The 13,763-nt window shown below is 41.5% G+C and carries 13 protein-coding genes, 1 tRNA gene and 2 pseudogenes; 12 read left to right on the forward strand and 4 right to left on the reverse strand.

Translation table 11 applies throughout. The features are described from left to right. Together ACVPON_RS04120 and ACVPON_RS04125 are read right to left on the reverse strand one after the other, a co-directional pair. A pseudogene (locus ACVPON_RS04120) lies at positions 1–147 on the reverse strand (ISL3 family transposase); the annotation flags it as partial. Positions 148–214: 67 nt separating this feature from the next. Then, a complete protein-coding gene (locus ACVPON_RS04125) occupies positions 215–406 on the reverse strand; it encodes a hypothetical protein (RefSeq protein ID WP_462876453.1) in 192 nt (63 codons plus the stop codon). On the opposite strand from ACVPON_RS04125, the gene ACVPON_RS04130 reads away from it, so the two are divergent. After that, complete coding sequence (locus ACVPON_RS04130) at positions 367–1,893, forward strand: IS1182 family transposase (RefSeq protein WP_462876455.1); 1,527 nt, start codon at positions 367–369, stop codon at positions 1,891–1,893. The two genes, ACVPON_RS04125 and ACVPON_RS04130, sit on opposite strands and share 40 nt — an antisense overlap. A gap of 211 nt (positions 1,894–2,104) precedes the next feature. Here ACVPON_RS04130 and ACVPON_RS04135 read toward each other — a convergent pair whose 3' ends face one another. Then, a complete protein-coding gene (locus tag ACVPON_RS04135; RefSeq protein ID WP_462876457.1) occupies positions 2,105–2,506 on the reverse strand; it encodes an OsmC family protein in 402 nt (133 codons plus the stop codon). 132 nt (positions 2,507–2,638) lie between these two features. Here ACVPON_RS04135 and ACVPON_RS04140 point away from each other — a divergent pair, with 132 nt between their 5' ends. The 9 genes from ACVPON_RS04140 to ACVPON_RS04180 all read left to right on the forward strand — a co-directional run bounded on the left by ACVPON_RS04140 (position 2,639) and on the right by ACVPON_RS04180 (position 10,622). Then, positions 2,639–3,019, forward strand: coding sequence for a RidA family protein (locus tag ACVPON_RS04140; RefSeq protein ID WP_462876459.1), 381 nt, complete (start codon positions 2,639–2,641; stop codon positions 3,017–3,019). Positions 3,020–3,030: 11 nt separating this feature from the next. Further along, entirely contained in the window at positions 3,031–3,918 is an 888-nt protein-coding gene (rapZ, locus tag ACVPON_RS04145) for an RNase adapter RapZ (RefSeq protein WP_462876462.1), read from the forward strand. Continuing rightward, positions 3,915–4,889: a YvcK family protein gene (locus ACVPON_RS04150; protein ID WP_462876464.1), complete on the forward strand. Its 975-nt coding sequence runs from the start codon at positions 3,915–3,917 to the stop codon at positions 4,887–4,889. Before rapZ ends, ACVPON_RS04150 begins: the two co-directional genes overlap by 4 nt. Then, positions 4,886–5,797, forward strand: a complete 912-nt coding sequence (gene whiA / locus ACVPON_RS04155) for a DNA-binding protein WhiA (protein ID WP_462876466.1) — start codon at positions 4,886–4,888, stop codon at positions 5,795–5,797. Before ACVPON_RS04150 ends, whiA begins: the two co-directional genes overlap by 4 nt. 330 nt (positions 5,798–6,127) lie before the next feature. After that, positions 6,128–6,475 (forward strand): 50S ribosomal protein L19, encoded by a 348-nt coding sequence (gene rplS, locus ACVPON_RS04160; RefSeq protein ID WP_067085767.1) that lies wholly within the window; start codon positions 6,128–6,130, stop codon positions 6,473–6,475. Positions 6,476–6,619: 144 nt separating this feature from the next. Then, positions 6,620–7,294 (forward strand): hydrolase, encoded by a 675-nt coding sequence (locus ACVPON_RS04165; RefSeq protein WP_462876469.1) that lies wholly within the window; start codon positions 6,620–6,622, stop codon positions 7,292–7,294. Between the two features lie 53 nt (positions 7,295–7,347). Beyond that, positions 7,348–7,419, forward strand: a tRNA-Arg gene (locus tag ACVPON_RS04170). A gap of 416 nt (positions 7,420–7,835) precedes the next feature. Next, on the forward strand, positions 7,836–9,368 hold the full coding sequence (locus ACVPON_RS04175; RefSeq protein WP_462876471.1) for a ClC family H(+)/Cl(-) exchange transporter: 1,533 nt from the start codon (positions 7,836–7,838) through the stop codon (positions 9,366–9,368). A gap of 27 nt (positions 9,369–9,395) precedes the next feature. Beyond that, the gene (locus tag ACVPON_RS04180; RefSeq protein WP_462876473.1) at positions 9,396–10,622 is read left to right on the forward strand and encodes a chloride channel protein; all 1,227 of its coding nucleotides are present in this window, start codon (positions 9,396–9,398) and stop codon (positions 10,620–10,622) included. Positions 10,623–11,095: 473 nt separating this feature from the next. Here ACVPON_RS04180 and ACVPON_RS04185 read toward each other — a convergent pair whose 3' ends face one another. Beyond that, a complete protein-coding gene (locus ACVPON_RS04185) occupies positions 11,096–11,551 on the reverse strand; it encodes a flavodoxin (RefSeq protein WP_462876475.1) in 456 nt (151 codons plus the stop codon). 99 nt (positions 11,552–11,650) lie between these two features. On the opposite strand from ACVPON_RS04185, the gene ACVPON_RS04190 reads away from it, so the two are divergent. Both ACVPON_RS04190 and ACVPON_RS04195 read left to right on the forward strand, forming a co-directional pair. Further along, positions 11,651–12,589 carry a DHH family phosphoesterase gene (locus ACVPON_RS04190; protein ID WP_462876477.1) on the forward strand — a complete coding sequence of 313 codons (939 nt, stop codon included), beginning with the start codon at positions 11,651–11,653 and terminating at the stop codon, positions 12,587–12,589. Further along, positions 12,576–13,487: pseudogene (locus tag ACVPON_RS04195) on the forward strand (FAD:protein FMN transferase); the annotation flags it as partial. The gene ACVPON_RS04190 and the pseudogene ACVPON_RS04195, both read left to right, overlap by 14 nt. Between the last annotated feature and the right edge of the window lie 276 nt (positions 13,488–13,763).

Consider the following 13,763-nt stretch of genomic DNA (forward strand, 5'->3'; position numbering starts at 1 on the left):
TTGTCCCTTGCAGGAAGGGCATTTAGGGGCTGTGTAATCTAAGTGACCGTGGAGTTCGAAGTGAGTTCCCATATCATATTCATTAGTGATAAGGATATTTTTGTCTTTAATTTTGAGAAAATTTGTGATAAGATTTAGTTGTTCCATATGACCCTTTCTAATGAGTAGATTAGTCGCTTTTCATTATAGATCATATGGGACTTTTTTTCTATACTCAAAAAGGCTCCATAATCTCTACAGTGGATTTACCCACTACAGAAATTATAGAGCCAAAAAAAGCAACGGATTTTGCCGTTGCTTTTTGCATGATTGCGATAGTCTTGTTAAAATAGAATTGTCTAATAAACCATTTAGAAAGGCTATCCCATGCATATTCACTATAACACAAATCAAACGATTTTACCATTAGAACTTGCTAGCATTTTGCCACAAGACCATCTTGTCTTTACCCTTGAAAAAGTGGTTAATAACCTTGATAATTGTGTTTTTGATAATTTTTACCATGCCTTTGGTCGTCCGTCTTATCACCCTAAAATGCTGTTATCGGCTCTCCTCTTTGCTTATTCCCAAGGTATCTTCTCTGGGCGAAAAATTGAAAAAATGATGATTGAAAATATCGCCATGCAGTACCTAACAGGACAGATGGTTGTCAGCTACCGGACCATCAATCGCTTTCGTGTTGCTGCGGGGATGGAAGACCTCATTCGTGAGCTTTTCATTGCCCTCAATCTTCGTTTAAAAATGGAAGAGTTAGTGACCTTAGATTGTCTGTTTATTGATGGTACTAAGATTGAAGCAAACGCCAACAAGTATAGTTTCGTATGGAAAAAGGCCACGGACAAGTTTTCCGTCAAACTTCAAGAACAAATACGGGTCTATTTCCAAGAAGAAGTCACACCTCTTATCCATCAGGCCATTGCGCTAGATGACGAAAATCCTATTTCCTCAGAGCAGTTGACAGAGTTTGCTCAAGTCCTTGAAGAAGAATTGGAAAAACTGAACCAAGACATTGAGGAAACACCTGTTAAAGGAAAGGATGAACGGAAAACTCAAGGTCGTAAACTAAAGAAAGTCCTGCGTAAAGTCAAGGAGGATTTTTCAGTGCGCGCTGAAAAATATGAAACCTATCAAGAGACATTTGAAGGGCGTAACAGCTTTTCTAAAACAGATACAGATGCCACTTTCATGCGGATGAAAGAAGACCACATGAAGAATGGTCAACTCAAGGCTGGCTATAATCTTCAAATCGCAACTGAAAATCAGTTTGTGCTTCATTATGATGTCTTCTCAAATTCGGCGGATACTAAGACCCTGTTGCCCTTTCTCGCAACCTATCCGCATGACTTGAAGACAGTTGTTGCAGATGCGGGATACGGAAGTGAAGAGAATCTCCTTCGCTTGGATGAAAAGAAGGTGAACCACCTGATTAAGTATGCCATGTTTGATAAGGAACAGAAAAAAAGGTATAAACAGTCGGCTAGGAACTTGGCGAATTGGCACTATGATGAAAGAGAGGATAGCTACACACACCCTGACGGGTGGCGCTATCGTTTTCATCATATCAAACGTAAAAAAACACAGACGGACTTTCAACAGGAAGTGAAAGTCTATTACGCTGATGAGCCTGAAGTCGCCCCTCAAAAGGGACTTTATATCAACGACCGCTATCAACACTTAAAAGCCAAAGAATGTCAGGCGCTTTTATCTCCCGAAGGTAGACAGATTTTCGCTCAACGCAAGATTGATGTGGAACCTGTCTTTGGGCAGATAAAGGCTTGTTTAGGCTACAAACGTTGTAACCTAAGAGGGAAGCGTCAGGTCAAAATTGACATGGGATTCGTACTCATGGCCAATAATCTCCTAAAATACAATAAAAGAACCCTTCAAAAATAAAAAGCTAGAGCCATAAAAATGGAATCTCTAGCTTTTTTGTGACTGAGAACTATTTTGTCTCAGACTCTTTTTTCTTTTTCGGCTCCAGACTAATGGAGTTGAAGATGAAATTTGTAGAGCACTTTCGTTTTTAAGTAGAAATATACCAATAAGTCCATAGGTATAAAATAAATAGTGAACGAAGTGAGGCAATGAACGATAGACGAAATGCCTATGCTTCCCAATCAATTGTTTGTAGGGAGATAGTCTGGCTTTGAGCTAGGAGTTTAGAAATCGGGCAACGGGTGTGGGCGAGGTGTATGAGAGTGTCTGCTTCCTCAAAGGCTAGTCCTTTGATACTAGCTCTAGCATTGACTTGAAAGAAGTAGCCTGTCTCTTCTTGGTGAAGTTCGCAGGTGACATCTACTCGTGATTGGTGGGTGCATTTTTGATTTTTTAGGAGGACTTGGATAGTCGCATTTAGACAAGTAGCCCAAGCAGTTGCTAGTAGTTCTTCTGGGTTGAAGCCCTCATCTTTGGTTAGAGGGTGAGCAGTCAGGACTGTTTTTTGGCTAGATAAGACAACTTCGCCATGAATGCCCTCCTGGTTAGTAGCAGTGACAGAATAAAGCATAAAAAACCTCCTCTTCATCTGTTTTATTGATAGATGTATTATACATCAAATAGGAAAAGAAGTAGACAAGAACGATTTACTCCCATTTCTTTAAAATGTGCTATAATAAAGAAAAATGAAAGAGGTATGAGAATGAGAAGCATTCACACAGATAAAGCACCAGCAGCAATTGGTCCCTACGTCCAAGGAAAGGTGGTTGGAAATTTCTTATTTGCATCGGGTCAAGTTCCTCTGTCTCCAGAAACGGGAGAGGTTGTCGGAACCACGATTGAAGAACAAACAACTCAGGTTTTGAACAATATTCGAGCGATTTTGACCGAAGCAGGAACTGATTTTGACCATGTGGTGAAAACGACTTGTTTTTTGAGTGATATGGATGACTTTGTATCGTTCAATGAAGTCTATAAAACGGCATTTACATCTGAATTTCCAGCTCGGTCAGCAGTTGAAGTAGCTCGTTTGCCACGAGATGTCAAGGTGGAAATTGAAGTCATTGCAGTTGTGGAAAATTAGAGAGGGGAATTATGGCTGAAAAACTTCATCTTGTGATTGTTACAGGAATGTCAGGTGCTGGAAAGACCGTAGCCATTCAGTCTTTTGAAGATTTAGGGTATTTTACGGTTGATAATATGCCACCAGCTCTCCTGCCAAAATTTTTAGAATTGATGCGTCATAGTCAGGATAATGACAAGGTGGCACTTGTTGTTGATATGCGCAGTCGTTCCTTTTTTGCAGAAATCCGTCAGGTTTTAGATGAGATTGAATCAGCGGATGATGTCGACTTTAAGGTTCTCTTTTTAGATGCAACCGATAGTGAGTTGGTAGCCCGCTATAAGGAGACTCGGCGATCGCATCCACTTGCTGCTGATGGGCGGGTTCTCGATGGGATTCAATTGGAGCGAGAATTACTAGCGCCACTCAAAAATATGAGCCAGAATGTGATTGATACAACAGAATTGACACCGCGTAATCTCCGTCAAGAAATCTCAAATCAGTTTGCTAGCTTGACCAGCCAGTCCTCTTTTCGTGTGGAAGTCATCTCATTTGGTTTCAAATATGGCTTACCGCTTGATGCAGATTTGGTATTTGATGTGCGATTTTTACCGAATCCCTATTATCAAGTTGAATTGAGGAATTTAACAGGCTTAGATGAACCAGTCTTTCAGTATGTGATGGCAGCTGAGGAATCAGAAGCATTTTATCAACATTTATTGGGCTTGATTGAGCCAATTTTACCAGGCTATAAAAAGGAAGGGAAGTCTGTTCTGACGATTGCCGTTGGCTGTACGGGCGGTCAGCACCGAAGTGTAGCCTTTGCTAAGCGCCTAGCAGATGATTTAGAAAAAGGTTGGACGGTCAACCTCAGTCACCGTGATAAAGATAGACGAAAGGAAACGGTCAATCGTTCATGAGAAAACCTAAAATAGCTGTTATTGGGGGCGGTACAGGCATTCCAGTTATTCTCAAAAGTCTACGCGATAAGGATGTGGATATTACAGCAATTGTGACCGTGGCAGATGACGGCGGCTCTTCAGGCGAAATCCGCCAGGCTTTGCAGATGACACCGCCTGGCGATTTACGCAATGTCCTACTTGCCATGTCTGATATGCCCAAACTCTATGAGCGTATCTTTCAATATCGCTTTGCCGAGACAGATGGGGCATTAGCAGGTCACCCCTTGGGCAATTTGATCATTGCTGGAATTTCTGAAATGCAGGGCTCGACCTACCATGCGATGCAGCTCTTATCTAAGTTCTTTCATACAACGGGGAAAATCTATCCTTCAAGTGAAAATGCCCTGACCCTTCATGCTGTTTTTACCGATGGACATGAGGTGGTAGGTGAAAGTAAGATTGCAGATTACAAGGGCATGGTTGACCATGTTTATGTAACCAACTCCTATAACCAAGATGAACCGACAGCTAGTCGGAAAGTGGTAGAGAGTATTTTGGAAAGTGATATGATCGTCCTTGGTCCAGGCTCTCTCTTTACTTCGATTTTGCCCAATCTCATGATTTCAGAAGTCGGTCAAGCCCTGAAAGAGACCAAGGCTGATGTCACCTATGTTTGCAATATTATGACCCAGCGAGGAGAAACTGAATTTTTCAGCGACGCAGATCATGTGCGAGTGTTGAATAAGCACTTAGGAGAGCACTTTATTGATACCGTCTTGGTCAATATCGAGCCAGTTCCCAAAGAATACATGAATACGTATCAGTTTGATGAATATTTAGTCCAGGTAAAACATGATTTTACAGGCTTACAATCGCAAGCTCAGCGAGTGATCTCCTCTAATTTTTTACGGCTTGAAAATGGTGGAGCCTTTCATGATGGTGATTTAGTTGTTGAGGAACTCTTGAAGATTTTGCAGGTGAGAACATGAGTTTTAGCATGCAGGTAAAAGAAGAAATTATCAGTCAGTGCCGAACTGAAAAAAGCGAATTGGCAGCTATGATTAAGCTGTCTGGTAGTTTGGGGCTTGCCTCGTCAGGACTTACCTTGTCCATCAGTAGTGAACATGCTAAAATAGCCCGCCATCTGTATGAAATGCTTTATCAATTTTACCAAGTTAAGGCTGAAATTCGCCATCACCAAAAGACGAACCTGCGCAAAAATCGTGTTTATACAGTATTTGTGGAGAATGGTGTCAATGATATTTTAAATGATTTGTATTTGGCAGATAGTTTTTTCGGGTTGGAAACAGGGATTGCACCTGCGATTTTAGAAAATGATAACTGGAGCCAGTCCTATCTTCGTGGTGCTTTCTTAGCGAGTGGCTCAGTCAAGGATCCAGAAACAGGGAAGTATCAGCTAGAGATTGCCTCCATCTATGATGACCATGCCCATGACTTAGCTAAACTTCTCCAAAAGTTTCTCTTGGACGGTAAGGTGATTGAGCGTTCCAAGGGGAGTATTACTTACTTGCAGCGGGCAGAAGATATTATGGACTTTCTTTTGATCATCGGTGCTGAAGAAGCTAAGACGGAATTTGAGAATGTCAAAGTGTTACGTGAGACACGAAATGATCTCAATAGAGCAATCAACGCAGAGGCAGCGAATATAGCACGGACTGTGACCGCTAGTATGAAGACCATCAACAATATTTCTAAAATAATGGAGAAGATTGGCTTAGATCAATTACCAGCTGACTTGCAAGAAGTAGCACAATTGCGGATTCAGCACCCGGATTATTCGATTCAACAGCTAGCTGATCGTCTCTCCACACCACTTACTAAAAGTGGTCTTAATCATCGACTGCGCAAAATCAATAAAATTGCCGATGAATTGTAATTCTTATCAAGGACAGGGTCTTGCTTTTTAGTTAAGAAAAATGTCTAAAAAGGGAATGGGGCTTTGAATGGGAGAAAATCGTTGTTTTACCGAAAGCATATTTCTAAGAAGAAAATGATCCGTGCATATCTCTAGAGGATAAAGAAGATGAAAGGTAGCTTGCAATCGTTTGTTACTGGATTTTTAGGGATGTCGCGAATAATCTGTCATTTTACTTTACAATTACCAAATCTTTGTATATAATAGGGGGAGTGTGTAATGGACACACAAAAAACGGTTAATCCGCTGGGACCTGCTCCCATGATTGGCAAGATAGGAGAATAAAGAAACATGAATCCATTAATTCAAAGTTTGACAGAAGGTCAACTTCGTACTGATATCCCTGCATTCCGTCCTGGTGACACTGTGCGTGTTCATGCTAAGGTTGTTGAGGGAAGCCGTGAGCGTATCCAGATTTTTGAGGGAGTGGTTATCTCTCGTAAAGGTCAAGGTATCTCAGAAATGTACACTGTCCGTAAGATTTCTAGCGGTATTGGTGTAGAGCGTACATTCCCAATCCACACTCCACGTGTTGATAAAATTGAAGTAGTACGTTACGGTAAGGTGCGTCGTGCGAAATTGTACTACCTACGTGCTTTGCAAGGAAAAGCTGCACGTATCAAAGAAATCCGTCGTTAATCTACGGTGGAACAATTGTAGAGGGGCAATCCAGAATGGATGTGCCTTTTCTTTATACGTACGGCGTGGGAAGAATGCTTTTGGTAGAACTATCCATGAAATAATATGGTATACTAGATTACAACGCTATAGAGGAGATAGAGTATGGAAAAAGAGTTTATTCCATCTGTGTTATCAGATTTACGGCAGGACATTGTTCAAATGCCAGAGGTTATTAAAGAATGTAGCGGGATCCGTATTTATGGTCGCCGTATTCGATCTGTCTTATTTACCACAGATGTGTCTATTATTGCGAACCATAATGCTGATGCAATTCTAGCAGTTTACCCTTTCACTCCTAGCCCCGCTATTATCAAAAGCATTATGTTAGTTGCATCTGTTCCAGTCTTGGCAGGTGTCGGTGGAGGATTGACAACAGGGATCCGTTCAGCCAATATGAGCTTGTTATCTGAATCAGAGGGGGCATATGCTGTTGTAGTCAATGGTCCAACTGATGTTAAGACAATCAGAGAAATCAATAAAGTAGTCGATATTCCTATCATCTATACCGTTGTTTCTGAAAGGTCTGATTTGCTTTCACGTATCGAAGCAGGAGTCGATATTTTAAATGTTTCTTGCGGTATGGAAACTCCGAATGTTGTGAAAAAAATTCGAGAAAATTTTCCTGACTTTCCGATTATTGCAACAGGTGGTCCGACAGAAGAGTCTATCCGTCGGGTTATCAAAGCTGGGGCGAATGCAGTTTCCTATACGGCTCCAAGCAATGGTGAACTTTTTAAGGGAAAGATGGAAAAATATCGTAAATATACCAGAGACTAAGATACACTTGCTCTTGCATTCTGTCCTTTTTTGAGTTAGAATAGAGAGGCAGACTTCCCTTAGTTAAATGGATATAACAAATTCCTCCTAAGAATTAGTTGCAGGTTCGATTCCTGCAGGGAAGATACTAAATGGTCCAAAATGGAAAATATGGACGGTTAAGTGTTTGGTCGTGCTTGGTCAGAAGAAAGGGAAAATCAGAACAAATTCCCCCCCTTTTAGGAAAGGATTGGATACTAAACGTTTTAACGATTCGGTAAACTAAGCCCAGGAGAAAACACCCCAGCTCGATCAAGGGTGTTTTTTGCTCGTTAATAGGTTGGACATGGGCATAAATTGCGAGTTAATACTGAACAGCACTAGTAGGGGCAGTATGTGAGCGTGACCAATTTTGAATTATAAAAATTAACCAGCATCAAAAATACTGATGTCAGGAAATAGGCTGAAACAGGGTGTAGCAACTTGCCGTTTTCTTTCCAAGTCAGAGTTTAGAATCATTAGGATGTTTGCTTTAGACTTAGGGATAGTTATAGGAGAGAGTATGGAAAATCATCATCGGGAATTTCGTTTTTCGGTCAGCTCTATCATGAGCTTTGTTTGGCGTGGCATTGTCGTAGGAATTGTGTCGGGTGTGGTAGTTAGTTTGTTTCGTCTAGCAATTGAACTGCTTTTTGAAGAGGTCATTGCTGTTTATCATCAAGCGCGACTAAATCCGTTACTATTGGTGCCGATTACCTTGGTTAGTCTCCTTGTGGTTTGGCTCATCAGTCTTTTAGTCAAGTCAGATCCGGATATTAAGGGCTCGGGCATTCCTCACATCGAGGGGGAATTAAAAGGTCTGCTTCGGACAGATTGGTGGAGTGTCCTTTGGAAGAAATTCCTTGCAGGAGTTTGCTCCATTTCAATGGGTTTTATGCTCGGTCGTGAAGGACCAAGTATTCAGTTAGGAGCTATGTCTGCCAAAGGAGTAGCTCATTTTTTAAAGGCAAGCCGTATGGAAACAAGAGCTTTTATTGCAAGTGGAGCAGCAGCAGGTCTCTCAGCAGCCTTTAATGCACCGATTGCAGGTCTCCTTTTTGTTGTTGAAGAAATTTACCATCATTTTTCTCGAATGGTTTGGGTAACAGCCTTGGTTGCAAGCCTAGTTGCCAATTTCATTTCATTGAATATATTTGGTCTAACACCTGTTTTGTCCATGAATCAGGAACTCCCTTTTCTGTCCTTAGAGCAATACTGGGTTTTTATCCTGCTGGGCATGTTTTTAGGGGTGATGGGCTTTAGTTATGAAAAGGTTATTTTAAACTTTCACCATTTCTATGATTTTCTTGGGAAAAAGTTTCAGATTCCACCCTATGCTTACGGCTTTATCGTGATTCTCTTCGTGATTCCAATCGGCTATTTTTATCCGCAGTTACTAGGTGGTGGGCATCGTTTGATTCTTTCTCTGGCTCAGGAACAGATACTCTTACCGACAGTTTTCTTCTATTTTGTCGTTCGCTTTATTTGGAGTATGATTTCTTATAGTAGTGGTTTACCAGGAGGTATTTTCTTACCTATGCTGACCTTGGGTTCTCTTTTGGGGCTGGCTTTTGGTCTGGTTTTGGAAGACTTTGCTCTAATTTCTACGAATGCCTTGCCTCTTTTTATCGTCTTGGGAATGGCGGGCTATTTTGGTGCGATTTCCAAAGCGCCACTGACTGCTATGATTTTGGTAACGGAAATGGTCGGGGATTTGAAACAACTGATGACCATTGGAGTTGTGACACTCGTTGCCTATATCGTTATGGACTTATTAAAAGGGGAGCCTATCTATGAAGCCATGCTCGCTAAAATGACGATTGCGCATGCGACAGATATCGTTGAGCCTACCTTGATTGAGCTCATTGTTTCAGATAAGATTGCTGGAAAAAAAGTAAGAGAATTGGCTCTTCCGAAAAATATCCTCATTACGACCCAAATCTATCATCAAAAGTCTGAATTAGTAGATGGAGATACTCTCTTGCATGCAGGAGCGACTATTTTTGCAGTTGTCAATGAGAAAGAGATGGACGAGTTCAAAGGGATATTGATGTAGATACGCATGGTGGAAAAAGGAGTAGTAATGGAGAAAATAGGAGATAGTTATCAGTATTCCTACGGACTATGTTTACGCTTAGGAATAGTAGGAGTGGCTGTTGGCTTGCTCGTTGGAATGGTCGATACCCTCTTTGGTCGTGTTTTACTCTATGTGGGGGAGATTCGAACAGTTGCCCTAGCCTATCTTCTTCCTTTTTTAGGAATGGCAGGTCTTGTGCTTGTCTTTTTCTACCATCATTTTAGCAAAGAGGCGCAGAAAGGAATGACTTTGATTTTTGAGGTTGCACAGGGAAAAAAGCAGATGATCCCTTTGCACTTGCTTCCTTTGGTTGTGGTTTCGACCTGGTTAACACATCTTTTTGGTGGAAGTGCTGGGCGAGAGGGAGTGGCAGTTCAACTTGGGGCGACCATTTCGCATCGCTTTAGTCCCTCTTTTACCTTTCCTAACTCCAGCCAGGTATTCCTTATAACTGGAATGGCGGCGGGGTTTGCTGGTTTATTTCAAACGCCGCTAGCAGCCCTATTTTTTGCTTTAGAAGTCATCACCCTTGGTCAGCTACAGCTATATGCTTTAATTCCGTGTTTATTTGCGGTTTATACGGCGAGTAGCTTCTCGAATTTTTTAGGGTTGGAAAAATTTTCACACCTTCTATCTCTCACTCAGACTATCACCATAGGAGTATTTCTGAAAGGTATGTTACTGGGACTTTTATTTGGTATAGCGGGAAATCTCTTTGTCTATCTCCAAAACCTGTTAAAAGAGAGGCTTACTCTTTATGTGAGAAATCCCTATTTGCGGATTGTTATGGTAGGGGCTCTGCTTAGTTTAGCACTCAGCCTAGCACATTTTGGACGCTATGCAGGGCTTGGGACGAACCTGATTGAAGCGAGTTTTTCTACGCATCAGATTTACTATTATGATTTTCTCTTGAAATTGATCTTTACCGTGTTGACTTTGGCAGCTGGTTTTCAAGGTGGTGAAGTGACTCCACTATTTGCGATTGGTGCGTCGCTTGGTGTCATTCTTGCCCCTATTGTCGGATTGCCAGTCGAAGTAGTGGCAGCTGCTGGTTATATCAGTGTTTTTGCCAGTGCGACTAATACGCTACTTGCTCCGATTTTCATTGGTGGGGAAGTCTTTGGATTTCAGAACCTCCCATTTTTTGCCATAACGATTATCATCAGCTACATGCTTAATAGGAGACAATCCATTTATAGTCTACAGAGGATGATCAGTCTTAGAGAAGGATAATACGCTTCAAAAATCTCTTTCTTCAAAGGACGTCAGTATCTTCTTGCTCTTGCAAGCTCTATTTCACCTTAGTGGTATCCTAGCACTCACAAGTTTATTGTCTAGGGTGACATTTTTGTGAGATCTGAAAGGAGTATCAAAAAGAATAAGATCCAAGGGCGTATAAAAAGCGCCCTATCCAAGGAAATCTGTATCTGGAAAGTGAACGGAAGTCACAACAACTACAGCAAATAGGAGAGTGATGCAGTGTTCAATTAAGATATGAAGGTGTTAATAAAATAGAAAGAAAAATAGGAAATCGGAGAAGATTCGCCAGTCATCAATACGATTCATCTTTTTTACCATTTTTAGTCCGCATGTAGCTCAATTGTACCTATAAATGTAAAGACTATACAAAATAAAGAAATGATGCTGGGCTTAAGCCCAGCATCATTTCTTAGAGTTCATCTTCCTATTAGTTTATATATCAGTATTTAGGCTTTTAAAGTTGCAACGAGGTCTGTTGCGAATTGTTCAAGACGCACGATATCGTCTTCTTCAGCTGCCAGATCAACTTTGACATTTTCAGCCCCTTTAGTGGCACCACGTGATGCCAACATGAGATCAAAGTCATCTACGGATTTACAGAAATCTTCATAGAAGGTGTCACCTGATCCGCAGACACCGTAGATTTTACCAGTCAAATCATAGTCAGCCAAGTCTGTATAGAAATCAACGATTTCATCAGGTAATTCGCCATCTCCACCATAAGAATAGGTATAGGTTGCCACGATAATAATATCTGCCTCTAAAATTTCTTCCGTTTCAATGGTGGTACATTCGTCATTGTGCACTTCAAGACCGAGCTCTTCGAGTTTCGTTGCGACAATATCCGCAATTTCTTCTGTATTGCCTGTCATACTAGCGTAGACAATTTTTGCCAGTGCCATAATTTCCTCCAAAAATAGATGATAGCCTTAGTATACCACATTCTCTCAATTTTCAAAAGCGCTACTTTTATGATAGAATGAAAAAAAGGAGACTATGGCATGTTAGAAATGATTTTTGAAAAAATAACAGAATACCAGACCATTATTATTCATCGCCATCTGCGACCAGACCCAGATGCTTTAGGCAGTCAGGTAGGATTGCAGCGTTTGTTGCAAAAAAACTTCCCTGAAAAGACCATTAAGGTGACCGGTTATGCAGAGGCGAACCTTGCTTGGTTAGCCCAGATGGAGACAGTTGAAGATGGAGAATATCAGGGAGCTTTGGTCATTGTCACTGATACGGCTAATCAAGCGCGGATTGATGACGAACGATATGACCGAGGAGACTTTCTGATTAAGATAGATCACCACCCTAATGACGAAGTTTATGGAGACATTTGCTGGGTTGATACTAGGGCGAGTTCGTGTAGTGAGATGGTCGCACAATTTGCCTTGGAGATGGACTTGAAGATGGATAGCGATATCGCTTATCTTTTGTATGCAGGTATTGTTGGGGATACTGGGCGTTTTCTATATCCTGCAACCTCTGCCAAGACCTTTGAGATTGTAGCAAAACTTCGCCAATACGATTTTGACTTTGTAGGACTTTCGCGCCAGATGGACTCGGTAGACTATAGGGTCGCCAAACTGATTGCCTATGTTTACGACCATTTAGAAGTGGACGAAAATGGGGCGGCACGTGTGATTCTCAGTCAAAACTTACTTAAGGAATATGGGCTTAAAGATGCCGACACCTCCTTTATCGTAGGAATACCAGGGCGGATTAATACCGTTAAAAGTTGGGGTGTTTTTGTCGAGCAATCAGATGGTTCTTATCGTGTACGTTTACGGAGTAAGTTTCTTCCGATCAACGAGATTGCGAAACGTCACCGGGGAGGAGGGCATCCATTGGCTAGTGGGGCAAATGCTTCTTCTTTGGAAGAAAATGAAGAAATCTATCAAGAATTGCAGCAGGTGGCAGCAGATGCAAGCAAGTAGTCGCTGTCTTCGACTCATGGGAACAGTGATTGAAGTGAACATCTGGCACCAGAATGCCGAGCCTATTTTAGATCAGGTAGAAGACCTTCTCTATCTCTATAAAGATCGTTTTTCAGCAAACGATTTGACCTCTGAACTCATGGAAGTCAATCTCAATGCAGGAGTGCAGGCAGTGCCTGTGGCGGCTGATTTGTTTGAACTGATTTCGCTTGGAAAGTTTCATAGTTGTGCCCCTCATAGTCGCTTAAATATCACGATTGGTCCTTTGGTTCAGGCTTGGCGGATTGGGTTTGTAGATGCGCGTGTTCCTAGTCACGCTGAAATTGAGAAGAGACTGCCCCTTATCAATCCCAGGGATATCGAATTAAATCAAAGAGAGCAGTCTGTCTTTCTAAAAAGAGAGGGCATGGCTATTGACTTAGGGGCTCTTGCTAAGGGATATGTTGCTGATCGAATCGTTGAACATTTAGAGAGAATGAATGTATCAAGTGGTTTTATCAATCTCGGTGGGACTGTGAGAACCTTTGGCGTGGCTAGTCATCATCTCGATGGCTTGTGGCAAATTGGCATTCAACATCCAAAACTTCCTCGAGGAAATAAGGTTGCAATTTTGAAAATGGGTGCCGAGTCTGTCGTGACCTCGGGTATCTATGAACGAACCTTGACCCATAAGGGAAAAACCTACCATCATATTTTTGATAGTCAGACAGGTTATCCTGTTGCAAACGATGTAGCTAGTTTGACCATTGTTTCTAAGAAATCTATTGATGGTGAAATATGGACCACTCGTTTGTTTGGTAGTCCGGTGTCGGATATTTACCAGACCATCTTAGGAGAGACAGGTTTAGAAGCTGTTATTCTTACCAAGGCTCATCAGATGCTTGTGACCCCAGGCTTACAAGACCGCATCAAGGTATGGGAAGAGGGGAAACTGAAAGAGCTCGATAATGAAATCATCGACTTAGCTTTGATTACATCTGATACTGGGAATTTGTGGACAGATACAGATTCTGGAGCAACTGAGGGATATTTTGGGGGAAAGGTGACAGTCGATGCTACTTCTAGTGCCTCTATTCATTAAAAAATTTGGACACGACAAACGCATGAAGAAAAAATCGTTTTCAGAAAGCGAAAATCATAACTAGATATCAATCATTGTAGTACACTAGAATAG

The sequence above is a fragment of the Streptococcus sp. 1F3 genome, from assembly GCF_054968985.1.

What these genes read in the sequence shown, in the direction of transcription:
- ACVPON_RS04130 (WP_462876455.1), top strand. Translation starts at nt 367, where the DNA reads ATGCATATTCACTATAACACAAATCAAACGATTTTACCATTAGAACTT.
- ACVPON_RS04125 (WP_462876453.1), bottom strand. Translation starts at nt 406, where the DNA reads ATGGTAAAATCGTTTGATTTGTGTTATAGTGAATATGCATGGGATAGC.
- ACVPON_RS04135 (WP_462876457.1), bottom strand. Translation starts at nt 2,506, where the DNA reads ATGCTTTATTCTGTCACTGCTACTAACCAGGAGGGCATTCATGGCGAA.
- ACVPON_RS04140 (WP_462876459.1), top strand. Translation starts at nt 2,639, where the DNA reads ATGAGAAGCATTCACACAGATAAAGCACCAGCAGCAATTGGTCCCTAC.
- rapZ (WP_462876462.1), top strand. Translation starts at nt 3,031, where the DNA reads ATGGCTGAAAAACTTCATCTTGTGATTGTTACAGGAATGTCAGGTGCT.
- ACVPON_RS04150 (WP_462876464.1), top strand. Translation starts at nt 3,915, where the DNA reads ATGAGAAAACCTAAAATAGCTGTTATTGGGGGCGGTACAGGCATTCCA.
- whiA (WP_462876466.1), top strand. Translation starts at nt 4,886, where the DNA reads ATGAGTTTTAGCATGCAGGTAAAAGAAGAAATTATCAGTCAGTGCCGA.
- rplS (WP_067085767.1), top strand. Translation starts at nt 6,128, where the DNA reads ATGAATCCATTAATTCAAAGTTTGACAGAAGGTCAACTTCGTACTGAT.
- ACVPON_RS04165 (WP_462876469.1), top strand. Translation starts at nt 6,620, where the DNA reads ATGGAAAAAGAGTTTATTCCATCTGTGTTATCAGATTTACGGCAGGAC.
- ACVPON_RS04175 (WP_462876471.1), top strand. Translation starts at nt 7,836, where the DNA reads ATGGAAAATCATCATCGGGAATTTCGTTTTTCGGTCAGCTCTATCATG.
- ACVPON_RS04180 (WP_462876473.1), top strand. Translation starts at nt 9,396, where the DNA reads ATGGAGAAAATAGGAGATAGTTATCAGTATTCCTACGGACTATGTTTA.
- ACVPON_RS04185 (WP_462876475.1), bottom strand. Translation starts at nt 11,551, where the DNA reads ATGGCACTGGCAAAAATTGTCTACGCTAGTATGACAGGCAATACAGAA.
- ACVPON_RS04190 (WP_462876477.1), top strand. Translation starts at nt 11,651, where the DNA reads ATGTTAGAAATGATTTTTGAAAAAATAACAGAATACCAGACCATTATT.